The 23758-nt window shown below is 69.9% G+C and carries 21 protein-coding genes; 13 read left to right on the forward strand and 8 right to left on the reverse strand.

The window, feature by feature from the left end:
• Positions 1 to 77: 77 nt before the first annotated feature.
• The 4 genes from ACIPYT_RS15005 to ACIPYT_RS15020 all read left to right on the forward strand — a co-directional run bounded on the left by ACIPYT_RS15005 (position 78) and on the right by ACIPYT_RS15020 (position 3776).
• Positions 78 to 770: an NTP transferase domain-containing protein gene (locus ACIPYT_RS15005; protein WP_401075933.1), complete on the forward strand. Its 693-nt coding sequence runs from the start codon at positions 78 to 80 to the stop codon at positions 768 to 770.
• A gap of 87 nt (positions 771 to 857) precedes the next feature.
• Positions 858 to 1847, forward strand: coding sequence for a hypothetical protein (locus ACIPYT_RS15010; RefSeq protein ID WP_401075936.1), 990 nt, complete (start codon positions 858 to 860; stop codon positions 1845 to 1847).
• A gap of 100 nt (positions 1848 to 1947) precedes the next feature.
• The gene (locus ACIPYT_RS15015; RefSeq protein ID WP_401075939.1) at positions 1948 to 3537 is read left to right on the forward strand and encodes an acyl-CoA carboxylase subunit beta; all 1590 of its coding nucleotides are present in this window, start codon (positions 1948 to 1950) and stop codon (positions 3535 to 3537) included.
• The gene (locus tag ACIPYT_RS15020) at positions 3534 to 3776 is read left to right on the forward strand and encodes an acyl-CoA carboxylase subunit epsilon (protein WP_401075942.1); all 243 of its coding nucleotides are present in this window, start codon (positions 3534 to 3536) and stop codon (positions 3774 to 3776) included. The genes ACIPYT_RS15015 and ACIPYT_RS15020 overlap by 4 nt, the downstream gene beginning before the upstream one ends.
• Positions 3777 to 3968: 192 nt before the next feature.
• Here ACIPYT_RS15020 and ACIPYT_RS15025 read toward each other — a convergent pair whose 3' ends face one another.
• From ACIPYT_RS15025 to ACIPYT_RS15045, 5 genes are all read right to left on the reverse strand, one after another.
• Positions 3969 to 5156, reverse strand: coding sequence for an ROK family transcriptional regulator (locus ACIPYT_RS15025; RefSeq protein WP_401075945.1), 1188 nt, complete (start codon positions 5154 to 5156; stop codon positions 3969 to 3971).
• A 297-nt stretch (positions 5157 to 5453) separates the two neighbouring features.
• A complete protein-coding gene (locus ACIPYT_RS15030) occupies positions 5454 to 6461 on the reverse strand; it encodes a hypothetical protein (protein ID WP_401075948.1) in 1008 nt (335 codons plus the stop codon).
• A complete protein-coding gene (locus ACIPYT_RS15035; protein WP_401075951.1) occupies positions 6458 to 7690 on the reverse strand; it encodes an ATP-binding protein in 1233 nt (410 codons plus the stop codon). The genes ACIPYT_RS15030 and ACIPYT_RS15035 overlap by 4 nt, the downstream gene beginning before the upstream one ends.
• Positions 7680 to 8342, reverse strand: coding sequence for a response regulator (locus ACIPYT_RS15040; protein ID WP_401075953.1), 663 nt, complete (start codon positions 8340 to 8342; stop codon positions 7680 to 7682). The genes ACIPYT_RS15035 and ACIPYT_RS15040 overlap by 11 nt, the downstream gene beginning before the upstream one ends.
• 43 nt (positions 8343 to 8385) lie before the next feature.
• Complete coding sequence (locus tag ACIPYT_RS15045; protein ID WP_401075956.1) at positions 8386 to 9615, reverse strand: class I SAM-dependent RNA methyltransferase; 1230 nt, start codon at positions 9613 to 9615, stop codon at positions 8386 to 8388.
• Positions 9616 to 9638: 23 nt separating this feature from the next.
• On the opposite strand from ACIPYT_RS15045, the gene ACIPYT_RS15050 reads away from it, so the two are divergent.
• Together ACIPYT_RS15050 and ACIPYT_RS15055 are read left to right on the forward strand one after the other, a co-directional pair.
• The gene (locus ACIPYT_RS15050) at positions 9639 to 10277 is read left to right on the forward strand and encodes a Maf family protein (protein ID WP_401075958.1); all 639 of its coding nucleotides are present in this window, start codon (positions 9639 to 9641) and stop codon (positions 10275 to 10277) included.
• Between the two features lie 78 nt (positions 10278 to 10355).
• Positions 10356 to 12122 carry an acetyl/propionyl/methylcrotonyl-CoA carboxylase subunit alpha gene (locus ACIPYT_RS15055; protein WP_401075961.1) on the forward strand — a complete coding sequence of 589 codons (1767 nt, stop codon included), beginning with the start codon at positions 10356 to 10358 and terminating at the stop codon, positions 12120 to 12122.
• 64 nt (positions 12123 to 12186) lie between these two features.
• Here the strand turns inward: ACIPYT_RS15055 and ACIPYT_RS15060 are convergent, their stop codons facing one another.
• On the reverse strand, positions 12187 to 13635 hold the full coding sequence (locus ACIPYT_RS15060) for an NAD(P)H-quinone dehydrogenase (RefSeq protein WP_401075964.1): 1449 nt from the start codon (positions 13633 to 13635) through the stop codon (positions 12187 to 12189).
• A gap of 48 nt (positions 13636 to 13683) precedes the next feature.
• Here ACIPYT_RS15060 and ACIPYT_RS15065 point away from each other — a divergent pair, with 48 nt between their 5' ends.
• Genes ACIPYT_RS15065 through ACIPYT_RS15075 form a run of 3 tightly spaced genes read left to right on the forward strand, consistent with a single transcriptional unit; the run spans position 13684 to position 16456 of the window.
• The gene (locus ACIPYT_RS15065; protein WP_401075967.1) at positions 13684 to 14517 is read left to right on the forward strand and encodes a purine-nucleoside phosphorylase; all 834 of its coding nucleotides are present in this window, start codon (positions 13684 to 13686) and stop codon (positions 14515 to 14517) included.
• The gene (locus ACIPYT_RS15070) at positions 14514 to 16184 is read left to right on the forward strand and encodes a phospho-sugar mutase (RefSeq protein ID WP_401075970.1); all 1671 of its coding nucleotides are present in this window, start codon (positions 14514 to 14516) and stop codon (positions 16182 to 16184) included. The genes ACIPYT_RS15065 and ACIPYT_RS15070 overlap by 4 nt, the downstream gene beginning before the upstream one ends.
• A gap of 8 nt (positions 16185 to 16192) precedes the next feature.
• Positions 16193 to 16456 carry an HPr family phosphocarrier protein gene (locus ACIPYT_RS15075; protein WP_401075972.1) on the forward strand — a complete coding sequence of 88 codons (264 nt, stop codon included), beginning with the start codon at positions 16193 to 16195 and terminating at the stop codon, positions 16454 to 16456.
• A 164-nt stretch (positions 16457 to 16620) separates the two neighbouring features.
• Here ACIPYT_RS15075 and ACIPYT_RS15080 read toward each other — a convergent pair whose 3' ends face one another.
• Both ACIPYT_RS15080 and ACIPYT_RS15085 read right to left on the reverse strand, forming a co-directional pair.
• Positions 16621 to 17544: a hypothetical protein gene (locus ACIPYT_RS15080; RefSeq protein ID WP_401075975.1), complete on the reverse strand. Its 924-nt coding sequence runs from the start codon at positions 17542 to 17544 to the stop codon at positions 16621 to 16623.
• 196 nt (positions 17545 to 17740) lie between these two features.
• Complete coding sequence (locus ACIPYT_RS15085) at positions 17741 to 19663, reverse strand: BglG family transcription antiterminator (protein ID WP_401075978.1); 1923 nt, start codon at positions 19661 to 19663, stop codon at positions 17741 to 17743.
• Positions 19664 to 19829: 166 nt separating this feature from the next.
• On the opposite strand from ACIPYT_RS15085, the gene ACIPYT_RS15090 reads away from it, so the two are divergent.
• From ACIPYT_RS15090 to ACIPYT_RS15105, 4 genes are read left to right on the forward strand one after another with little or no spacing between them, the layout of a single operon-like run.
• Entirely contained in the window at positions 19830 to 20144 is a 315-nt protein-coding gene (locus ACIPYT_RS15090; protein ID WP_401075981.1) for a PTS sugar transporter subunit IIB, read from the forward strand.
• Positions 20141 to 20419 (forward strand): HPr family phosphocarrier protein, encoded by a 279-nt coding sequence (locus ACIPYT_RS15095; protein WP_401075984.1) that lies wholly within the window; start codon positions 20141 to 20143, stop codon positions 20417 to 20419. Before ACIPYT_RS15090 ends, ACIPYT_RS15095 begins: the two co-directional genes overlap by 4 nt.
• Positions 20416 to 22098, forward strand: coding sequence for a phosphoenolpyruvate--protein phosphotransferase (ptsP, locus tag ACIPYT_RS15100; protein ID WP_401075987.1), 1683 nt, complete (start codon positions 20416 to 20418; stop codon positions 22096 to 22098). Before ACIPYT_RS15095 ends, ptsP begins: the two co-directional genes overlap by 4 nt.
• The gene (locus ACIPYT_RS15105) at positions 22095 to 23726 is read left to right on the forward strand and encodes a PTS mannitol transporter subunit IICB (RefSeq protein ID WP_401075989.1); all 1632 of its coding nucleotides are present in this window, start codon (positions 22095 to 22097) and stop codon (positions 23724 to 23726) included. The genes ptsP and ACIPYT_RS15105 overlap by 4 nt, the downstream gene beginning before the upstream one ends.
• Positions 23727 to 23758 lie beyond the last annotated feature (32 nt).

Below are 23758 nucleotides of genomic sequence, written 5' to 3' on the forward strand. Positions count from 1 at the left end.
TCGCTAGCATGACTCACGGCACGACGAAGTGTCCGGTCGGTGAACCGACCGTGAACACCTAATCCTTAGGAGCACTCGTGACTCTTCAGACCGTCATCCTCGCAGCCGGCATGGGCTCGCGCCTCGGCCGTGCGCTGCCGAAGCCGCTCACCGAGCTCAGCGACGGCCGCACCATCATGCGGCAGCAGCACGACAACATCCGCGCCGCCTTCGGCACCGACGCCCGCATCACCACGGTCGTGGGCTACCGCGCCGAGACCATCATCGAGGCGTTCCCGACCGCGAACTACGTCCACAACGAGCGCTACGACGAGACCAACACGTCGAAGAGCCTGCTGCGCGCGCTCGGCGCGACCGGCCGCTCGGGCGTGCTGTGGATGAACGGCGACGTCGTGTTCGATCCGATGATCCTGGGCCGTGCGGCCGAGTACATCGAGCGCGACCAGTCGTTCGTCACCGTCAACACCTCCAAGGTGAGCGACGAAGAGGTCAAGTACACCGTGACCGCCGAGGGCTTCATCAAGGAGCTGTCGAAGACGGTCAAGGGCGGTCTCGGCGAGGCCGTGGGCATCAACTACATCTCGTCGACGCACAAGAAGGCGTTCATGCGCCAGCTGCAGCGCGTCGAGGACCAGGACTACTTCGAGCGCGGCCTCGAGCTCGCGATCGCCGAGGACGGCGTGCTGCTCGAGCCGATGGACGTCTCCGACCTCTACGCGGTCGAGGTGGACTTCGCGGAAGACCTGGAGCGGGCGAACCTCTTCGTCTGACCCGCCTGCCACTGCACGAAAGCCCGGCCCCGTCAACGGGGCCGGGCTTTCGGCGTTCTCGCGGCATACGTTCCTAGGATCGGGGGCATGGCCCCGAAGGTGCACAAGATCCACTCCCTCCCCGACGATGCCCCTTGGGACAGGGGTGTGCCCCCGGTCGGGTCCACCGAGCATCCCTTCATGGTCCGCGGACTCGACCGCGTGCTGTCGATCCAGCGCCCTCTCGTCCTCGCGCACATCCGCAGCATCCGCCTGCGCCACCCGCAGGCCACCCCGGCGGAGATCATCCGCATCCTGGAGCGCCGATATCTCGCGGCCGTCACGACGGGCGGCGCGGCCGTGGGCGCGACCGCCGTCATCCCGGGGATCGGCACGGGCGTGACGCTCGCCCTCTCCGGCGTCGAGACGGTCGGTTTCGTCGAATCGACCGCGCTGTTCGCGCAATCGGTCGCCGAGGTGCACGGCATCGCCGTCTCCGACCCCGATCGTGCGCGGGCCCTCGTCATGACGCTGATGCTGGGCAAAGAGGGCGTGGACCTCATCGGGCAGCTCGCGGGACAGGCCAGTGGACGCGGCGGCACCCGTTCCTCGTACTGGGGCGAGCTCATCACGACGTCGCTCCCCCGCGCCGCCGTCGGCCCTCTCGTCGACCGGCTCAAGAGCATGTTCGTGAAGCAGTTCGCCGCGCGCGGCGGCGCGTCCTTCCTCGGAAAGGCCCTGCCCTTCGGCGTCGGAGCAGCGATCGGCGGCACGGGCAACCACATCCTCGGCCGACGCGTGCTCACGACCTCCCACCATGCCTTCGGCGCAGCCCCCGTGGATCTCCCGCTCGAGCTCGAGCCCGTCGACGGCGCCGAGAAGCTGGAGCTGCGGATTCTGCACGGCGCGCAGTACGTCGGAAACGCCGTGGCCGGCGCCGCAGGGGCCGCCGCGCGCGGGGCGGGCTGGGCCGCGCGCACGGTCGCGTCGGTGGGGCGTGGTCGGCGCGGGAGCAAAACTCCCGCGATCGAGGCGGCCGGTGATCACGCACTGCCGGACGGCTCCTGGTCGGCACCGGCCGACAGCGGCCGCGACTGACGGGTCACGCGGCGCATTCACGAGACATGCCAAAGGATCCGGCGGGCCGTTGTAGCGAGCATCCAACGAGCGGCGCCGGAGCGACGATAGGGTGGAATCCGTGACGGAACAGCCCGAACTCTCGACCACCGCCGGCAGGATCGCAGACCTCCGCGCTCGCTACAACGAAGCCGTTGTCGACGCCGAGAAGGTCGCGAAGGAGAAGCAGCACGCCAAGGGCAAGATGACCGCCCGCGAGCGCATCGAGCTGCTCGTCGACCCCGGGAGCTTCGTCGAGTTCGACGAGTACGTGCGCCATCGCACGACCGCGTTCGGCATGGACCGCAACCGCCCGTACGGCGACTCGGTCGTCACGGGCGTCGGCACCATCAACGGCCGCACGGTCGCCGTCTACTCGCAGGACTTCACGACCTTCGGCGGCTCGCTCGGCGAGGTCTCCGGCGACAAGATCATCAAGATCATGGAGTTCGCGCTCACGAACGGGATGCCGATCATCGGCATCCTCGACTCGGGTGGCGCCCGCATCCAGGAAGGCGTGCTCGCCCTCAGCAAGTACGGCGAGATCTTCCGCCTCAACACCCGATCCTCGGGTGTGATCCCGCAGATCTCGATCATCATGGGCCCCGCGGCGGGTGGGGCCGTGTACGGCCCCGCGCTCACCGACTTCGTCATCATGGTCGACAAGACCAGCCAGATGTTCGTGACCGGCCCCGACGTCATCAAGACGGTCACCGGCGAGGACGTCGGCATGGAAGAGCTGGGCGGCGCGCTCACGCACAACACCCGCTCGGGCGTCGCGCACTACCTCGCACAGGACGAGGACGACGCGCTCGACTACGCGCGCACCCTGCTGGGCTTCCTCCCCGACAACAACATGGCGGAGATCCCCGGGTACGAGAGCGGCTTCGAGTGGGAGACCACGGATGCCGACCGTTCGCTGAACACGATCATCCCCGACTCCCCCAACCAGCCCTACGACATGCACGCGGTGATCGAGCACGTCGTGGACGCGGGCGACTTCATCGAGGTGCAGCCGCTGTTCGCACCGAACATCCTGATCGGCTTCGGTCGCGTCGAGGGCCGCTCGGTCGGCATCATCGCGAACCAGCCCTCGCAGATGGCGGGGACGCTGAACATCGAGGCCGGCGAGAAGGCCAGCCGCTTCGTGCGCTTCTGCGATGCGTTCTCCATCCCGATCGTGACCCTGGTCGACGTGCCCGGCTACCTCCCCGGCACCGACCAGGAGTGGACGGGTGTGATCCGTCGCGGCGCCAAGCTCATCTATGCGTACGCCGAGGCCACCGTGCCGCTGGTCACCGTCATCCTGCGCAAGGCGTACGGCGGCGCGTACATCGTGATGGGCTCCAAGCAGCTCGGAGCCGACGTGAACCTCGCGTGGCCGACGGCCGAGATCGCGGTCATGGGCGGACAGGGCGCGGTGAACATCCTGTACCGCAACGAGATCAAGAAGGCCGAGGAGGCCGGCGAAGACGTCGCCGCAGTGCGGACGCGCCTGGCCAACGAGTACACCTACAGCGTCACCTCGCCGTTCCTCGCCGCCGAGCGCGGCGAGATCGACGGCATCATCGAGCCCGCCAACACGCGCGTGTCGATCGCGAAAGCACTCCGAGCGCTGCGCGGCAAGCGCGCGGAGCTGCCGCCCAAGAAGCACGGGAACATCCCGCTGTGACCGATCGGGACGACCGGGACGCGATGGTCGGCGCAGAGCCGCCGACCATCGAGATCACGCGCGGCAACGCCACGGAGGAGGAGCTGGCGGCGCTCATCGCCGTGGTCAGCGACGCCTATGCGCAGGAGGCCGCGGAGGCCGTGGCGGACGAACCGCGCGTCTCGGCGTGGACCCGCACCCAGCGCGCTCTGCGGAGGCCGCTCCGTCGGGACATCCCCTGGGGACGGTTCTCGGGCTGAGCGCGACGGGCAGCTGAATCTGCGGGCCCGCGAGCCCCCCAGCTCACGGACCGCGCAGACAGCCTCCGTCGTAAATGCGTGACGGCTTCCCCCTCGGTACCCCAGTCATCGCATCCGTTTCGATAGTACATCGAGTGGACATACCGATCGGATGTTTCGACCGATATACCGGTATACGGGTTGCAGGATCATTCAGTCATCGAGGTACAGATCCGACGGACGCGGGCTGAGGATCTCGTCCAGCACCACGCACGCGGCCCCCACTGCAGCGACGTCGTCACCCACCACGGTGCTGTCGACGGGAAGCGTCCGGAGCGCCCGCGTGGCATTGCGTCGCTCCAGGAGTCCGGGGAGCTCGCGCAGGTAGACATCGGACACGCGCGACCAGAACGGACCGCCGAGCACCACTCGGTCGACGTCGAGTGCGTTCGTGAGCGACGAGATCAGCACGGCGAGGTGACCCGCTGCGCGGCGGAGCACACCCAGCGCCGTCTCGTCGCCTGCGGTCGCCCGATCGCACAGCGCCGTGAACCGCCCCTCTACGCCGTCCGCCTCGGCGACTCCCTCGACCCCGGCGGCGACGGCACGGTCGACGATCGCCTGCGGAGTGCAGACGACCTCGACGCAGCCCCGCGACCCGCAGGAGCACTCCGGCCCATCGGGATCCACGATCACGTGGCCGACCTCGCCCCAGTTGTGGGAGCTGCCCCGGACCGCCTCGCTGTCGCGCACGAGCGCGGTGCCGATGCCGGTGCCGAGGTAGACGAAGAGGAACGACCGGTCGGCATCCCACCGTCCGGTCCACTGCTCCCCCACGGCGGCGGCGGTGGTGTCCTTCTCGAGCGTCACGTCGAAGCCGGTCGCCTCTGCGAGCACGGCACGCAGAGGCACGCGACGCCACCCGTCGAGCTTCGGCGGATCGATCACGGTGCCCCGCTCGGCATCCAGCGGTCCGGGGGCGGCGATCCCCGCGCCTGCGACCCGCGACCGATCGATCCCCGCGTCGCGGATGAGCGCCTCGATCGTGCGGGCGATGGTCTCGACGATCCGATGCGGATCGCGGTCGGGGGTCCGCACGACGTGCCGGTGGACCACGGTGCCTGCCATGTCGAGGAGCACCACCGTGATGACCGAGGGGTCGAGATGCACGCCGACCGAGTAGCGGCTCTCGGCGACGAGCCGCAGTGTGACCCGAGGCTTGCCCGGGCCGTTGATCGTGCGCCCGGCCTCGACGATCAGCTTCTCGTCGAGGAGTCGGCGGGTGATGTTCGTGATGGTCTGCGCGGAGAGCCCGGTCGCGTCGACCAGCTCGATCCGGCTCAGCCCCTCACCGGACCGCCGAATCGCCTCGAGGATGACGGATTGATTGAAATCCCCCATCCGGGGAAGGTTGGTTCCGCGCCGCATGACCATGCCTCATCATCTCGCACACGCGCGATTTCCGTGTCCCCCAAAATACCTACAGACAACGACGTGATTAACCCCGAGACTTGAGGAGACGCTTCGCGTTCGGCTGGTCTCTCTGTCCCAGGGTAGACAGACGCAGACCGGTCTCCTGCGGACGGTTTTCGGGTAACTGTTCCGCGCGGCGAGGGGCGGGCGGCTTCGCCGCCCCTCGCCCATTCTCTTCTCCCCTCGCCTCCGGCCACCTCCCCCGGCCGGAGTCGAGGAGAAGAGTCACTCGGTCGGCGCGCGGGGGATCTCGAGCCAGACGTCGACGGCGTCGTCGTCGCTCGACGCACCGGCCGCCGCACGCCCGACGACCGTGACGGCCGTCCGAGGATCGCGAGAGGCGCGGATGATCCACCGCTCGGCGTCGCCGGCCCGCAACACGGTCGCGAGCTCGTCGCGGATCTCGGCCCGACGCGATTCGCCCACGTCGTCGAGCCCGCCCTCGTCGAACACGGTCACCACCGCTCCCCGTCGCCGAGCATCCTCGATGGCGTCCCGGACCGCATCGTTGAGGAGGTCGGCACCACGGAGTTCGTCACGAAGCCGCCCCTCGGCGAGACGCGCCTCGAGGCGCTCGTCGTCGTCGAGCATTCCGCGGGTCGCGACCGCCCTGCCGAGCACGGGGCCCGCCACGGCGAGCGCGAACTGCGTGCGCAGGCGCCGCTCCTGTTGGCGCACCTGCTGCGTCGCATGCCACGCGGAGACGGCCTGCTGGATGCCGGCGAGGCGCTCCGTGTCGCGCACGGCCCTGTCCCAGAACATGACGAGAAGGTGAGCGACGGCGACCCACATGATCGATCCGACCAACCCGAGGGAGAGCGCGCTGAGGAACCCGAGGGCGAGGGAGGACGCCGCGATCAGGACGAGGACGCTCAGCCATCCGATCACGAATCGACGCCGGACCACGCACACGACGCCGAGCAGTCCCAGCGCTCCGATGTACCAGGTCGCGAAGGGAGCACGGAGCGTCGCGGGATCCAGCGACAGCGTCACGAGCGCGGGGATGAGCGCCGTCGAGACCAGGGCGACCAGCGCCGTCCACAGCGGCATCCTCACCGCGACAGCGGAATCCCAGAGGATCGCGGCGTTCACGACGACGAGGTACAGACCGATCGCCGCCACCATGAGCAGCGGACCGGTCGGCTGCTCGATCCACCACACGCCGCGCGCGGCGAAGTACATCGCGAACCCGACCGCGAGCGAGGTCGCCACACTGCGCACCGTCCGGTTCACGATGCCTCCCACCCGAGCTCGACGGTCGTACCGTGCGCATGCGAGTCGATCTTCGCGGTGCCGGCGACGCCGGCCATGCGGGCGAGGATCGACGCGCGGATACCGAGGCGATCGGCGCCGATCGCCTCGAGGTCGAATCCGGGCCCGGTGTCGGAGATCGTGACGAGGACGCCCTCGTCGCCACGCCCCTCCGCCACGATGTGCAGGCCGCGTCCGTGGGCGTGCGTCACGGCGTTCCCGAGTGCCTGCCGCGCCGCGAGCACCAGCGCCCGCGCCGCGCGGCCGGGGATCAGCCCCACGCCGCCGCGCTCCTCGACGAGCGCATCGGCTCCGAGCTCCGACAGCGCGCGGCGCAGCTCGACCACGATCTGCGCGAGACCGATCGGCTCGTCGCTGCCCTCCTGCGCCACCGCGGCCTCGGTGTTCGCGAGCCGGGTCAGGGCCTCACGTGCCATCCCGACCGCGAGGTCGCGCGCACGGTCGCCCTCTGCCCGCTCGACGGCGATCAGCGCCGCGAGCACGCTGTCGTGCATGAGCGCCGACATCGCGACGCGCTCCTCCTCCGCAGCCGCGGCGGCCGCGGCATCCGCGTAGGACGCCACCGCGCGCGCCCGGGCCTCATCCACGCCCGCGGCCACCGACCGGAACATCCACCCGAGGGAGATGATGACGATGCCCAGGATGAGGGTGAACGACACGTCGAACGCGGTCGTGACCCAGAAATCGCGCGCGAACGCTCCCTCCACGAGACGCACGTAGCCGTACACGAACGGAAGACCCACGGCCCACGCGAACTGGAGCCAGAGCGGGAAAGCCAGCATCGCGGCGACGACCCCGACGTTCACGAGGAAGAAGATCCACGGCTGATCCGCCGCCGAGGCGTCGGGGCCGACGAGACTCGGCCAGGCGCCGAGCGCGATCACGTAGACGACGGCGAACAGACCCGAGGCCAGGCGCACCGCCCGGCCGATCACGCACCCGACGAGCATCGCCGCGAGCGGGATGTACACCGCGAGGAGCGTCGCGACGCGGGGGCCGTCGCTCCATGACGTGGTCGCCAATGCGGCGATCAGAGCCTGTGTGCCCAGGACAGCGGATCCGATCGCGACCACGGTCGCGAGGATCCGCTCCATCCGCGTCCCGGTGAAGCGCTCGAACTCGGTCTCCACGCTGCCCGGAGAGGGGATCTTGCTCCAGGCTTCACGGATGCTGAGCTGGTCAGCGGGCACTCGGGGCCCCGTCGGCGGCGACGATGCCGTCTTCCATGGCCCGCCGCAGCAGGTCGACCTTGGTCGGCGCGGGGCGCCCGACGTCGACGTACTTCACACGGATGCGCGTGATGTTCTCCTTGGCGGTGGAGTAAGCCACGCCGAGACGTTCGGCCACCGCTTTGAGCGGCAGCCCGGTCGCGTAGAGACGCAGCACCTCGCGCTCGCGCGAGGAGAGCTGGGCGTCCGCGAACTCCCGGTCGCCATCGACCGCGCTCGCCCACTCGACATTGTTGAGGGGATCGCCCTGCGCCACCGTGCGGATCGCGTCGAGCACGTCGTCGAGGGCGGAGGACTTGCTCACGACGCCGGCGGCACCGGCGACGAGCGCCTCGCGCACGGCGGCCGGACGATCGGCGACGCTGTGGATCACGACGCTCGCGCCGTCGGCGACGAGGGAGCGGACGTTCTCGGTCACCGTCGTGCCGTCACCGAGAGTGAGATCGAGCACGACGACGTCGGCAGGTGCCGCAGACGTCGACGCGCGCCAGTCGAGGTACGAGCCGACCGTGCTGCCGGAGAAGACGACGGTCTGCGCCCCGTCACGCGCGCACGCGGCCTCGAGACCCAGACGGACGGACTCGTGATCGTCGATCAGTGCGACCCTGCTCATGCGCCCAGCCTACTGATTCCGAATCAGGAGCGAGCGCGGGCGGTCAGCGCGTGAGCAGCGCGACGACCTCGAAGTGATGGGAGTGCGGGAACAGATCGAAACCGCGCAACGTCGGGACCTGCCAGCCGAGCTCGCGGAACGTGCCGAGATCCCGGGCCAGCGCGACCGGATCGCAGGCGACGTAGGCGATCGCATCGGGCGAGAGCCGGTGCAGCGCCTCGACGACGGCTCGGCCCGCGCCCGCTCGAGGCGGATCGAGCACCACGGCTCCGGCCGTGGCGGTCGCCGGAAGGCCGGCGAGGTAGCGGTCGACCCGGGCGGTGACCGCCGTGACATCGAGCGCGGCGAGGTTCTCGGCCGCGTGAGCGGTCGCGCGCCTGCTGGATTCCACCGTGACGACGTCGGTGCCGCCAAGATCGCCCAGGGTCGCGGAGAAGAGGCCGACACCGCCGTACAGGTCGTAGTGCGTCTCGGAGGCGTCGACGTGCCCGTCGAGCACGCCGTAGACCGCGGCGTCGAGCACGGAGGCGGCGCGCGGATGCACCTGCCAGAACCCTCCCGCGTCGAGCTGGAAGCGACGATCCCCCACCGTCTCGTACACGATCTCGGGGGCGGGCCGGCGACCGTGCCCACGTGCGGGACGCTCGTCGTGCCGATCGCGGCGGAGGATGCGCACCTCGCCGTCGGCCGGCTCGACCAGATCGATGCTCCCCGGACGGCCGCCAGCGAGGTCGAGGGCGGCCGCCGCGATCGCCGGCCTCGCCAGCGGGTGCGCGCCGACCCGGATGACGCGGTGACTGCGAGCAGCGTAGGGACCGACGGCACCGTCGTCGTCGACGTGCAGGGTGACGCGGGTGCGCCATCCCGTGCCGTCCGACGAGTCGACCGCCTCGATCGCGGGCACCTCGAGGCCGCCGCCCGCGAAGCGGTCGAGCGCTTCCGCGAGCACCTGCCGCTTCAGGACGCGCTGGTGCGCGAGGTCGATGTGGCCGAGGTCAGCGCCGCCGGGACGCGACTCGGGGGCGTGCGCGACGTCGGCCTCCGCCCAGATGTGCGACCGGCGGTGAGGCGACGGCTCGAGCACGTCGACCGTCTCGGCACGCCAGAAGCTCTTCGAGGCGCCCGTCGAGTCGGCGTCCAGGCGGGCGCGCACCCGCTCGCCGGGGATCGCGTCCGACACGAACACGACGCGCCCCTCATGACGGGCGACGAAGGTACCGCCGTGCGCGATGCCGGTGATGTCCAGATCGAGCAGGTCAGAGGAGGAAGTCATCCTTCGAGGATACGGTGGTGCACATGCGCGTCTGCCTCGCCTCGACCTCGCCCGCCCGCCTCATGCTGCTGCGCCAGGCCGGCATCGAACCCCTCACGGAGTCCCCCGACGTCGATGAGGACGCCGTGGCCGCGGCCGCAGCCGCCGAGCGCGGAGCCGCGCTCCCTCCGGCCGACCTGGTGCTCCTGCTCGCCCGGGCGAAGGCGGCCGACGTGGCCCGGCGCCTCGCCGACGAGGGCTCCTTCGACGGACTCGTGATCGGCGGCGACTCGATGTTCGCGCTCGGCGGCCGGGTCTACGGCAAGCCCTACACCCCCGAGGAGGCGACCCGTCGCTGGCACGAGATGCGCGGCGCGACCGGCATCCTGCACTCCGGCCACTCCGTGTACCGGGTGTCCCCCGGCACCGCCCCCGTCGAGGCGACGGCGACCGCCGAGGCGGCTGTCACGTTCGCCGACGACATCACGGATGCCGAGATCGCGGCGTACGTCGCGTCGGGTGAGCCGTTGCACGTGGCCGGCGCGTTCACGGTCGACAGCCTGGGCGGTGCGTTCATCACACGCGTGGAGGGTGATCCCTCGACCGTCGTCGGGATGTCGCTCTCGACGATCCGCCGACTGGCGGCCCAGCTCGACGTCCGCTGGACCGATCTCTGGTCGTAGGGTCCCTTCGACGTTTCTGCGGCTTTCTTGTGGGGAGTCGTCAAAGCGATCGGGAGTCCACTCGCTAGGCTGGCAATCATGCCTGCTATCGCCAAGGTGCTCATCGCCAACCGCGGCGAGATCGCCGTACGCATCATCCGTGCCGCTCGCGACTCCGGGATCGCCTCGGTCGCCGTCTACGCCGACCAGGACCGGGATGCGCTGCACACCCGACTCGCCGATGAGGCCTACGCCCTCGGGGGCGAGACCAGCGCCGAGACCTACCTGCAGATCGAGAAGATCCTCTCGGTCGCCCGCCGCGCCGGCGCGGACGCCGTGCACCCGGGCTACGGCTTCCTCGCTGAGAACGCGGACTTCGCCCGCGCCGTGATCGGCGCCGGCATGACCTGGATCGGCCCCTCCCCCGAGGCGATCGAGGCGCTCGGCGACAAGGTCACCGCACGCCACGTCGCCGAGAAGGTCGGCGCACCCCTCGCTCCGGGCACCCCCGGCCCCGTCGCCGGAGCCGACGAGGTCGTCGCGTTCGCGAAGGAGTACGGCCTCCCCATCGCCATCAAGGCGGCGTACGGCGGCGGCGGGCGCGGCCTCAAGGTCGCCCGCGAGCTCGACGAAGTCGCGGAGCTGTTCGAGTCCGCCACCCGTGAAGCCGTCGCGGCGTTCGGCCGGGGCGAGTGCTTCGTCGAGAAGTACCTCGACAAGCCGCGTCACGTCGAGACGCAATGCCTGGCGGATGCCGAGGGCAACGTCGTCGTGATCTCGACGCGCGACTGCTCGCTGCAGCGCCGTCACCAGAAGCTCGTCGAGGAGGCCCCGGCCCCCTACCTGACCGACGAGCAGAACGCACAGCTCTACTCCGCGTCCAAGGCGATCCTCAAGGAGGTCGGCTACGTCGGCGCGGGGACGTGCGAGTTCCTGATCGGCGCGGACGGCACCGTGTCGTTCCTCGAGGTCAACACCCGTCTGCAGGTCGAGCACCCGGTCTCCGAAGAGGTCACGGGCATCGATCTCGTCCGCGAGCAGTTCCGCATCGCCGCAGGCGGCACGATCGACTACGACGACCCCGCGCCGTCGGGTCACTCCTTCGAGTTCCGCATCAACGGCGAGGACCCGGGCCGCGGCTTCCTGCCCCAGCCCGGTCCGATCCACGTCTTCAAGACCTTCGGCGGTCCAGGCATCCGTCTCGACTCGGGCGTGACGGCCGGCGACTCGGTGTCGGGCGCCTTCGACTCGCTGCTCGCGAAGATCATCGTCACCGGCAAGGACCGCGCCGAGGCTCTCGAGCGCTCGCGTCGGGCTCTCGAGGAGTTCGAGGTCGCGGGCCTTCCCACCGTGCTGCCGTTCCACCGCAAGGTCGTGAACGACCCGGCCTTCACCGCGGAGGACGGCGAGTTCGGCGTGTTCACGCGCTGGATCGAAACCGAGTTCGTCAACGACATCCCCGCATGGGACGGCGAGCTGGAGTCCCCCGCCGCCGCTGCCGGTCGTCACACCGTGGTCGTGGAGGTCGCCGGCAAGCGCCTCGAGGTCAGCCTGCCCGACCGCGTGGCCGTCGCCGCCGGCACCGCCGGGCGTCCCGCCGCCGTGCCGCCGTCGCGCCGCAGCCACGCGACCGCCGCCAACGCCGGCGCATCAGGCGACGCCGTGAAGTCGCCCATGCAGGCCACGGTCGTCAAGATCGCGGTCGAGGAGGGCCAGCAGGTCGTCAAGGGCGACCTCGTCGTGGTGCTCGAGGCGATGAAGATGGAACAGCCTCTGCAGGCGCACAAGGACGGCGTGGTGGGCAACATCAACGCGGATGCCGGGGCCACCGTCTCGGCCGGGCACCAGCTCCTCACGATCAGCTGACGCGCACGACACAGCAGAAGGGCGCCCCACCGCGGTGGGGCGCCCTTGTCGTCTGCGTCAGCGCCTAGCTGATGTTGACGAGGTGCATCGCGCGGCTGGCATCCGTGATGCTGCTCGACAGCGACGGGTACGCGGCGAACACGCGCGAGACCTGGTCGACCGTGAGCCGGCGCTCGACGGCGACCGCGATCGGGTAGATCAGCTCCGAGGCCTTGGGCGCGACGATCACACCGCCGATCACGGTGCCGGAGCCCTTGCGGGCGATGAGCTTGACGAAGCCGTCCTTGATGCCCATCATCTTGGCGCGCGGGTTCGCCGCGAGCGGCAGCTTGTAGACCAGTCCGTCGGCGACGCCGTCTTCGACGTCCTTCTGCGAGTAGCCCACGGTCGCGATCTCGGGCGCCGTGAAGATGTTCGACGTGATCTTGATGAGCTCGAGCGGGATCACGATGTCGCCGAGCGCGTGGAACACGGCCGTGCGGCCCTGCATCGACGCCACGGAGGCGAGCGGGAAGAAGTTCGTGCAGTCGCCCACCGCGTACACGTTGGGGACCGAGGTGCGGGCCACGCGGTTCACGCGGATGTTGCCCTGCTCGGTGAGCTCGACGCCCGCTTCCTCGAGACCGATGCCCTTCGTGTTCGGGATCGATCCGACCGCCATGAGGCAGTGGCTGCCCTCGACCGTGCGACCGTCGGCGAGCGTCACGCGGACGCCGTCGTCGATCACCTCGACCTTCTCGGCCCGGGCCTTCGACAGCAGCTCCATGCCGCCGCGCTTGAAGACCTTCTCGAGCACCTTCGCGGCATCCTGGTCCTCACCGGGGAGCACCTGCTCGCGGCTCGACACCAGGGTGACCTTGGCGCCCAGATTCATGTAGGCGGAGGCGAACTCGGCACCCGTGACTCCGGATCCGACGACGATCAGATGCTCGGGCAGCGCCTTCATGTCGTACAGCTGGGTCCAGGTGAGGATGCGCGTGCCGTCGGGCTTGGCCGAGTCGAGCTCGCGCGGGGACGCGCCGACGGCCACGACGATGGTGTCGGCCTCGACGCGGTCGAAGTCCGTGCCGCCCTGGCCGGTCGAGACGATGATCGCGTTCGGGCCCTCGAGCCGTCCGTGACCCGACAGGATGCGCACGCCCGCCTCGAGCAGCGTCGCCCGCATGTCCTCGGACTGCTGGCCGGCGAGCGCGATCAGACGCTTGTTGACGGCGGCGAGGTTGATCGCGATCTCGGGCTTGAGCGGCTTGCCGTGGTCGCCCTTCGCGTAGAACTGCACCCCCAGGTCGGAGGCCTCGGAGATCGCGACGGCCGCGTCGGCGGTGGCGATGAGGCTCTTCGACGGCACGACGTCGGTCAGCACGGCGGCGCCGCCGACCCCGACGCGCTCGACCAGGGTCACCTCGGCTCCGAGCTGGGCGGCGGCGAGGGCCGCCTCGTAGCCGCCGGGACCGCCGCCGAGCACGGCGACGCGCTGAGTGCGTTCGAAAGGGGTGGAAGACATGGTCTCCATTCTTCCGCAATCCTGGCCCCCGGCCGTCCACCTTCCTAGAGTGGATCCATGCCTGAAAACCACAGCAACCCTCTCGACGACCCGGCCGCGAACCCGCGCGAGGTCGCCGCAGCCGCCGCGGCCGACATCGCCCGACTCACGGGCGTCGAGAACCATGACATCGCTCTCACGCTCGGCAGCGGATGGGGCAGGGCCGCCGACATCATCGGCGAGACCGTCGCGACCATCCCCGCGACCGAGGTCACCGGATTCTCGAAGCCCGCGCTCGAAGGCCACGTCGGGACTCTGCGGAGCATCCGCACTCCCGGCGGCAAGAACGTGCTCGTGATCGGCGCCCGCACGCACTACTACGAGAACCACGGAGTGCGCAGGGTCGTGCACTCCGTCCGCACCGCCGCCGCCACGGGTGCGAAGATCATGGTCCTCACGAACGGCGCCGGCGGCGTGCGCGAGACCTGGAAGCCCGGACAGCCCGTGCTGATCAGCGACCACATCAATCTCACCGCGGACTCGCCCCTCGAGGGCGCGACCTTCGTCGACCTCACCGACCTGTACGCGACGCGCCTGCGCGACATCGCACGCACGATCGACCCCACGCTCGACGAGGGCGTGTACACGCAGTTCCGCGGACCCCACTACGAGACGCCCGCCGAGGTCCAGATGGCGAAGCACATGGGCGGTCACATCGTCGGCATGTCGACCGCGCTCGAGGCGATCGCCGCCCGCGAGGCCGGCATGGAGGTTCTCGGGTTCTCCCTCATCACGAACCTCGCCGCCGGCATCCAGAAGACGCCGCTGAGCCATGCGGAGGTGATCGAGGCGGGCCGCGAGGCCGAGCCGGTCATCTCCGCGCTGCTCGCCCGAGTGGTCGAGGCGCTGTGAACGACGAGCGCCTGGCACAGGCGCGCGCATGGATGCGCCAGGACCCCGACCACGAGACCCGCGACGAGCTCGCAGGCCTGATCACCCGCGCCGGGAACGGCGACGAGGCCGCGTCGACCGATCTCGACGACCGGTTCGGCGCCAGGCTCGCGTTCGGCACGGCCGGACTGCGCGGCGCTCTCGGCGCCGGCAGCAACCGCATGAACCGCGTGCTCGTGGCACAGGCCGCCGCCGGATTCGCCGCTTACCTGCGCGAGCGGGCGGCCGGCGCGGCGCCGACGGTCGTGATCGGATACGACGGACGTCGTAATTCGCGTGTGTTCGCGACCGACTCCGCCGAGATCTTCGCGGGCGCGGGCCTGCGCGCCATCCTCCTCCCCCGTCTGCTGCCGACGCCCGTGCTGGCGTTCGCGGTGCGCCACCTCGGCGCCGATGCGGGGGTCATGGTCACGGCCTCGCACAACCCGCCGAACGACAACGGCTACAAGGTCTATCTGGGCGGAGACGACCAGGGATCGCAGATCGTCGCCCCGGCCGACGCGGCCATCGCGGCGCACATCCAGCGGGTCGCGGATGCCGGAGACGTGTCGGCCCTCCCCCGCTCGACCGCGTACGAGCTCGCGGGCGAAGAGGTGGTCGCCGCCTACGTCGCCGCAACCGCGGCCGTCTCTCCCGCGCCCGAGTCCGCGTCGGGCCTGCGCTGGGTCTACACGGCGATGCACGGCGTGGGCTGGGAGACCGTCTCGGCGATCGTGAAGGCGGCCGGATACCCGCAGCCGATGGTCGTGGGCGAACAGTTGCAGCCCGACGCGACCTTCCGCACCGTGTCGTTCCCGAACCCCGAGGAGCCCGGGGCGATGGATCTGGCCTTCGCGCGCGCGAAGCGCGTGCAGGCGGACTTCATCCTCGCGAACGACCCCGACGCCGACCGCCTGGCCGTCGCCGTTCCCGACGCGTCCGTCGAGGGCGGCTGGCGACGGCTCACGGGCAACGAGGTGGGTCTGCTGCTCGGCGCTCGCGCCGCACGCGCCGCTGCCGGGACGCCCGGCGCCTCACTGGCCTGTTCGCTCGTCTCGTCGCCCGGCCTCGGCGCGATCGCGGCGCGCCACGGACTCGACTTCCACGAGACGCTCACCGGCTTCAAGTGGATCTCGCGCGCCCCGGGCATCGTGTTCGGCTTCGAGGAGGCGCTCGGCTACCTCGTGAACCCCGAGACCGTGCGCGACAAGGACGGCATCTCCGCGGTCGTCGCGATCCTCGGCCTCGCTGCGGAGGCCCACGCGCGCGGCGCCTCGCTCGCCGACCTGCTCGTGGAGCTCGGCGACACCTACGGCCACTTCGCGAGCGGTCAGGTGTCGGTGCGCGTGGACGACCTGTCGATCATCGGGAAGGTCATGCTGTCGCTGCGCACGCTGCCTCCGACCCGGTTCGGCGACCGAGCGGTCGCCGCAGCCGAGGACCTGCTGCAGGCGGCGGAGGGGCAGCCCTCGGGCGATGTGCTGCGCTACCGGCTGGCCGACGGCTCGCGCATCATCGTGCGCCCGAGTGGCACCGAGCCGAAGCTCAAGGTCTACATCGACGCGGCCGGCGACTCGTCCGCGCACGCCGCGCAGGCGGTCGACGAGCTGGAATCGGCCGTGCGCGAGCTGCTGGACGAGAGGTCCTAGGCGCTGTCATGCCCCGCCGACACGTCGTGATCAGCGTCCACAACGGCGTGCACGCCCGCCCCGTGGCCGAGCTCGTGCGGGTCGTCCAGGCGCACCGCGACACCGTGACGCTGCAGACGTCCAGCGGCGTCGTGGTCGACCTCAGCAGTGTCCTCGCGATCATGGATCTCGCACTCGCGAAGGGCGATGCGGTGGTGCTCGAGACCGCCGAGTCGGCAGGAGCGGATGCCGTGCTCGACACGCTCGCGGGGGTACTCGACCCATCTCGCTGACAGACGACCTCACCGCACCCGCGGGGCATCTGCGGTGATGCGGTCACTCGTCGAGATTCGGCAGTCGCTTGTTCTTTTTCTTATTGCGCGATCGCGCGGTGATCGAGAAGAAGACGACCAGGAAGAGCATCGCAGACATCATCATCCAGAGCATGCTCACCCCACTAACACCTGACGCTCGTGGGAATGAAAGACGGCACATCCAGCTTCAGACATCTGTCCTCACCAGATGCGTTGCCCGCGACCGTTGCGATAGCCGCTACCGCTCCTGCGCCAACGGTGTATAGGACGGCTGCGATGGCCACACCACCAGGTAGAGCTGCGATCGCGGCACCAGCCGCGAGGATGAACCCGACGACGGCGCCGGTGTCGCGCATGCCCCGGGTTTCCTTCTTGCTGTAGTGGATCGAGAAGTAGTACCCGTGTCCGACAACTCTGGGATCAGCGGTGATCGGATAAACGGCATCCTGGCCGGGCTTGACGATCTGGTGGAGCTGTTCGTCGTTGATCTCAAAGTACGTTTCGACGTCCTGGCCTGCTGCGTCGACCGCCCACGGAGCATCGACGGTGGCGAGGACGAACTCGCCACTCAGACCGTTGGCCCGCAGACCCTCGCGAAGGACGGCACCCGGAACGATGTCCACACCACCGTCGGCGCGAAGTTGGGGAACCCAACCGTCTGGGATCTCGGTCGTGTAGTTCATCACCAGAGTGTCACTCGGGTTCGTGAAGACGCTGAGGAGCCGTGCGCTCTCATCATCGAGAACCTGTGCCGTGGTTTCCACCCCCGCGGAGCTCGCGTCGTCTTGCGCGGTGATGGTCAACGCCACCCCTGAGTCGAGGTCGTAGGAGATTCGCGCCTCCTGCACACCATCATTGATTGCGACGAGGTCTCCTTCACCACTTGACAGTTCGAGCGCCAGACTCTCCTCTTGGCCGTTCAGGACGCCTTCGCTCATCGGCGCACTGTCGAGAGCCTCAGACACTGTCGTGTCCTGAGCGTTAGCGGCTGAGGCTCCGTTCGCGACGAGCGCGACGGTCATCAACAGGGCGCAGGCCACCCGCACAACGTCGTTTCCACTCTTCATCGGTTCTCCTCATCGGACACTGAGATCCAGAGAGCCGTCGACGCGGCAGCTACAGCGCGACATCTTGCGGTGCCGCGGACTTCTCGCGACGCTCTCCTCGTCGGTCAGATTAGATGCTGACTTCCACCAAAAGAACGAGAATCTTCCTCATATGACGGCATGACGGAATACAACGCCGCCATCCGTTCCCGCCCGGTCAGCCGTCGATCACGGCGACCAGCTCGTCGAGGAACGCCTCGAACGATGTGCCTCGGCGCACGATGCGCTGCACGCTGTCGCGTTCGCTGAACACCTCGACGAGCTGCTCGAACACGGTCTGGAACGCGGCGCGGTCGCCCTCGCTGAAGGCGGCGAGGGCGACGACCTGCACGCGCCCCTCGCCCCACGCGGCCGAGCCGTCGGCGACCCCGATCGCGATCGCGGTGCGCGAAGCCGTCATCTGCAGTGCGTGCGGCACGGCCAGCGAGTCGGTGAACGCCGTCGACGACATCCGCTCGCGAGCGATCGTGTTGTCGATGTAGTCCTCGCCGATCAGCCCCGCGTCGGCGAGCAGACCGCCCAGACGTCGGATGATCGCTTCCTCCCCCTCGTCGGGGAGCGGGGAGACGAACGCCTCGGCGACGAAGTAGCGGGCGAGCTCCGTGCGCAGGCGCGCCAGTCGTCGCGCGCGGCGCACACGGCCGGCCGCCTGCTGGATGCGGTCGACGTCGGCGTCGGTGAGGAACGGCTGGATGCGCACGAACCGATCGCCCGATGCCCCGGGCTCGATCGTGCTGAGCACGAGGTCGGTGTCGAACGACGACCAGTCCGGGTCGACGTTCGTGACGACGCTCGTGACCTCGATGGCCGTGCCCAGAGAGCGGTCCACGCTCGACCGCAGCAACTCGTGCAGCTCGTAGTACCCCGGGCACACGATCGTGGCGGTGAGGATCGACTCCGCCTTGCGGCTGCGCTCCAGCCGCCCGCCGACGTGCATCGCGATGTAGGCGATCTCGTCGTCGTGGATGGGCGTGCCGAGCCTGTCGTGCAGCCCGCTCGCGATCGACACCGCGACCTCGAAGATCATCGGGTACGAGGTCTTCAGCGAGCGCGTGAGCGGGTTGCGGGTGAGGGCGCTCTCCTCGGCCCGGCGCAGCAGATTCTGCACGTGCAGCGCGAGTCGGAGCACGAACGTCTCGTCGAGGAGGTCGACCTGGAAGTCCTCCGCGGCGCGGGCGATCTCCTCGCGCACCGCGGATTCGACCGCGGGGTCGACGCCGCTGCGAGCCACCTCGCGCGTCGCGTCCTGCCCCGGCGCGACGATGCGCGTGAGCACGAGGGAGGCCAGGTGTCCGCTGTCGCCGGGGCCGAGGGCCACCGCGAAGTGCTGCTCGGCGAGCCGGGCGATCACAGACCCCACGGCGGGGATCTCCGGACGTGCGCCGGCCGCGGTGGATTCGAGCGCGTGACCGGCGGCCACCCGGTCGGCGGCGATCGCGATGTGCAGGAGCACGTCGGAGATCGCGAGCTCGTTGACGTAGTAGCCCAGACCTCCGAGCTCGCGCACGAGCTCCGATTTGAACGGCCCCACGGCATGCGCGGGCACGGCACTCCCGGCGAGCGCCCGGCGGAACGTCTCGGGGTGGAACGACGCGGCATCCATCTCATCGTGCGCGAGGCGGGAGAGCAACCGGCGCTGCGCCGTCTCGTCGCCGCGCAACCGAACGACCTCGCGGTCGCGCTCGAGGGCGAGACCGCTGTCGTCCAGGAGCGTGCGCACGCGGGCGAGATCCGCTTCGAGTGTGGCCTCGCTGACGTGCAGCCGCTCCGCCATGCCGAACACGTCGATGCCGTCGGGGTCGTCGAGGAGGGCGCGCACCAGCGCGTGCAGGCGATCACGCGGTGCGGACTCGCCGCCCTGCCGCGCGCGGAGCGCCTCGCGTGCGCTCGCGCCGGCACGGTAGCCGGCAGGGCCAGATTCGATCGCGGCGGCGTCGGCGGTGCGCGCGTTGAGCGCGGCGACGTAGGAGCGGATGCTCCGGGGCGTCACCCCGAGCTGATCGGCGAGGCTCGACGCGGTCGCCCAGCTGCCTCGCCGCAGCAGGGTCGAGAGGAGCTGGTCCTGGCGCTGCCGAGACATCGTCCTCCCCTTCTCCCGTGCTGACCGCACTGTCGTGACGTGGCTTCCATCCTGCCAGGTGCCGGAACGGCCCGCTCCGAAACCGGTATTCCGCAGGGGCGGAAAGGAACGTGTTGGCACCCGGCCCGCACCTGTTCTCAGAATGTTCTCAGGAAAGGTGGCATCGATGAGGATCCTCATTGTGTGCGGCGCGGGCGCGTCGAGCACGTTCGTCGCACAGCGACTCCGTCGCGCCGCGGCCGACGCCGGGCTCGACTGGGACGCTGCGGCCGGCACCGAAGGGTCCCTCATCGGCAGCGACCACGACCTCGTCCTGCTGGGCCCGCACATGGCACCGCGTCTCGATGCGCTCCGCGACGCGGTCATCGCCCCGGTCGCCCTGCTCCCCGACGACGTCTTCGCCGACCGGGACGGCTCTCGCACGCTCGCCTTCGCGCGCTCGATCATCGATGTCAGGAACACCCCGAAAGGAACACCATGACCGTTTCACGCACCGTTCGGATCGGCTCCTCCCACGGACTCCACGCCCGGCCCGCCAAGCTCTTCGCACAGGCGGCCAAGGACTCGGGCATCCCCGTCACGATCGCCAAGGACTCCGGCAAGGCGGTCAACGCGGCCAGCATCCTCGGCGTCATCGCGCTCGCGATCGAGTACGGCGACTACGTCACGCTCACGGCGGACGGCGACAACGCCGAGACCGTGCTCGACACGCTCACCGAGCTCCTCACCACCGACCACGACCAGGACGGCGCATGAGCGAACTGCGAGGAGTGGGGATCGGACTCGGCGTCGCCCAGGGCCCGGTCGTCCGGATGACCGAGGCGCTGCCCGCGCCCGAGAACACGCCGAGCGCCCAGGGCGCGGATGCCGAGCGCTCCCGCGTCCGCGAGGCCATCGCCGCCGTAGCCCAGGAGCTCACGGCCCGCGGCGAGACGGCCGGAGGGTCGGCACAGGAGGTGCTCGAGGCGCAGGCGATGATCGCGGAGGACCCGACCCTGCAGGACGAGGTCGACTCCCGTATCGATGACGGCGCGACCGCCGAATGGGCCGTTCATGACGCGTTCGCCGGTTTCCGGGCGACGCTCGAAGCCGTCGGCGGCTACCTCGGCGAGCGCGCCGCAGACCTCGACGACATCGCACAGCGGGTGCTCGCCCGCCTGCGCGGCGTGGAGGCGCCGGGCGTGCCCGACCCCGGTCACCCGTTCGTGCTCGTCGCCCGTGATCTCGCGCCCGCCGACACGGCACTGCTGAACCTCGACCAGGTCCTGGCGCTCGTCACGTTCGACGGCGGTCCCACCTCGCACACCGCGATCCTCGCCCGCGAGAAGGGCATCGTCGCGATCGTCGGTGCCGCCGCGGCATCCGAGCTGGAGACGGGTCGCGGCGTCATCGTCGATGCCGCCGCCGGCATCGTGACGGTCGATCCGACCGACGACGAGAAGGAGCGCGCAGAGCAGCGCGCCGCGGCCCGCCGCTCTGCGGACGCCGCTCCCCTGACACCCGGCGCCCTCGCCGACGGCACGCTGATCCCGCTGCTGGCGAACCTGGGAAAGCCCGCTGACGCATCCGATGCCGTCGCACGTGGGGCCGAGGGCGTCGGGCTGTTCCGCACCGAGTTCCTTTTCCTCTCCTCCGCACAGGCGCCTACCGTGGCGCAGCAGCGCGAGGCGTACCAGGAGCTCCTGGCGGCCTTCCCGGGCAAGAAGGTCGTCGTGCGCATGCTCGACGCCGGTGCCGACAAGCCGCTCGCCTTCCTCAACGACGCCCACGAGGAGAACCCGGCTCTGGGTCTGCGCGGACTCCGCGCGCTCCGCGCGAGCGAGGACATCCTGCGCGAGCAGCTCACGGCCCTCGCCGAGGCGGATGCCGCGACCGAGGCCGAGCTCTGGGTCATGGCACCCATGGTCGCCACGGTCGAGGAGACAGCCTACTTCACGGCCCTCGCCCGTGAATACGGCCTGAAGACCGCGGGCGTCATGGTCGAGGTCCCGTCCAGCGCCCTCCTCGCCGATCGCGTGCTCGCCCACGCGGACTTCGCATCGATCGGCACCAACGACCTCACGCAGTACACGATGGCCGCAGACCGCCTCCTCGGATCGGTCGCCGGATTCCAGGACCCGTGGCACCCCGCCGTGCTGCGCCTGGTCCGGGAGGTGGGCGCCGCGGGCGCCCGTCTCGGCAAGCCCGTCGGCATCTGCGGCGAGGCGGCAGCAGACCCGCTGCTCGCCGTCGTGCTCGTCGGCCTCGGCGCGACGAGCCTCTCCATGGCACCGTCCGCCCTGGCGGACGTGCGCCAGACCCTGTCCGCACGGACTCTCGACGAGGCCCGCAGCCTCGCCGAACTGGCACTGGCGGCCGACGACGCCGCCGGTGCGCGCCACGCCGTGGTCGAAGCCACAGCGACACTCCCTCACCAGAAAGAGACGACATCATGACGACGACGTCACCGGCCGCGACGAAATCGGGCGGCCTCCGAACAGGCGTGCAGCGCTTCGGCACGTTCCTGTCCGGAATGATCATGCCCAACATCGCGGCGTTCATCGCGTGGGGCTTCATCACCATGCTGTTCATCCCCGCCGGGTTCTTCGGCGCGAACAGCCCCTTCGGGTGGCACTGGGCCCCTGTCGCCGAGATCATCGGCGGCGGCGGCGACTCGGCCACGATCGGCTGGAACGGCGCCATGACCGCCCTCGCGGAAGGCGACGGGGGCAACTTCTTCGCGTACGTCGGCCTCGTCGGCCCGATGGTCACCTACCTGCTGCCGCTGCTGATCGCCAACACCGCCGGCCGCATGGTCTACGGCGAGCGCGGCGGCGTGGTCGCGACGATCGCGACCATGGGTGTCATCGTCGGCACGAACATCCCGATGTTCCTCGGCGCCATGATCATGGGCCCGATCGCGGCCTGGATCACCAAGCAGATGGACAAGCTGTGGGACGGCAAGATCCGCCCCGGCTTCGAGATGCTGGTGAACAACTTCTCCGCCGGAATCCTCGGCATGATCCTCGCGATCGTCGGCTTCTTCGCCTTCGGCCCCGTCATGCTCGGCGTCAGCGCGGTGCTCGGTGCAGCCGTCGACTGGCTCGTCTCCCTGAACCTGCTGCCGCTGGTCTCGATCATCGTCGAGCCCGCGAAGGTGCTGTTCCTCAACAACGCCATCAACCACGGCGTCTTCACCCCGCTCGGCATCGAGCAGGCCTCGGAGACCGGCAAGTCGATCCTGTTCCTCATCGAGGCGAACCCCGGACCCGGCATCGGCCTGCTCCTCGCGTTCACGTTCTTCGGCGTCGGTGCGGCCAAGGCCTCGGCACCGGGAGCTGCGATCATCCAGTTCTTCGGCGGCATTCACGAGATCTACTTCCCGTACGCGCTTAGCAAGCCGACCACGATCCTCGCGCTCATCGCGGGTGGAGCGGCCGGTGTCACGACGAACATGGTGCTCGGCGGCGGCCTCGGCTTCCCGGCTGCTCCCGGCAGCATCATCGCCGTGACCGCTGCGGCGGTCGGCGGCGGCGTCGGCAACCTCCTCACCGTGTACCTGTCGGTGGTCATCGCGGCCGTCGTCACGTTCCTCATCACCGCGGTGATCCTGCGCGCCTCGCGCAAGCGCGATCTCGAGGCCGAGGGCGACACGTTCGGCGCGGCGATCGCGCAGACCGAGGCGAACAAGGGCAAGTCCTCCGCCGCGATGGACGCCCTCCGTGCCTCGTCGGCATCCGGCACCGCGGGTGCGGCGGCGACGACGGCGACCGCGGTCGCCACGACGCCGATCCAGAACATCGTGTTCGCCTGCGACGCCGGTATGGGGTCGTCCGCGATGGGCGCGAGTGTCCTGCGCAACAAGTTCAAGAAGGCGGGCATCGAGGACGTGAAGGTCACCAACCAGGCCATCGCGAATCTCGACGGCACGGCCGACCTCGTGATCACGCAGCAGCAGCTCACGGATCGGGCGCGCTCGAAGTCGCCGAACTCGGTGCACGTGTCCGTGGACAACTTCATGAACGCACCGCAGTATGAAGAAGTCGTCGAGATGGTGCGCGAGCAGCGCGAATCCGGCGAGTGACAGACCGGGCGGGGCGGGTGCCACGGCATCCG

Origin of the sequence: Microbacterium sp. NPDC089695 (assembly GCF_044749085.1) — a bacterium.
Lineage (GTDB): Bacteria > Actinomycetota > Actinomycetes > Actinomycetales > Microbacteriaceae > Microbacterium.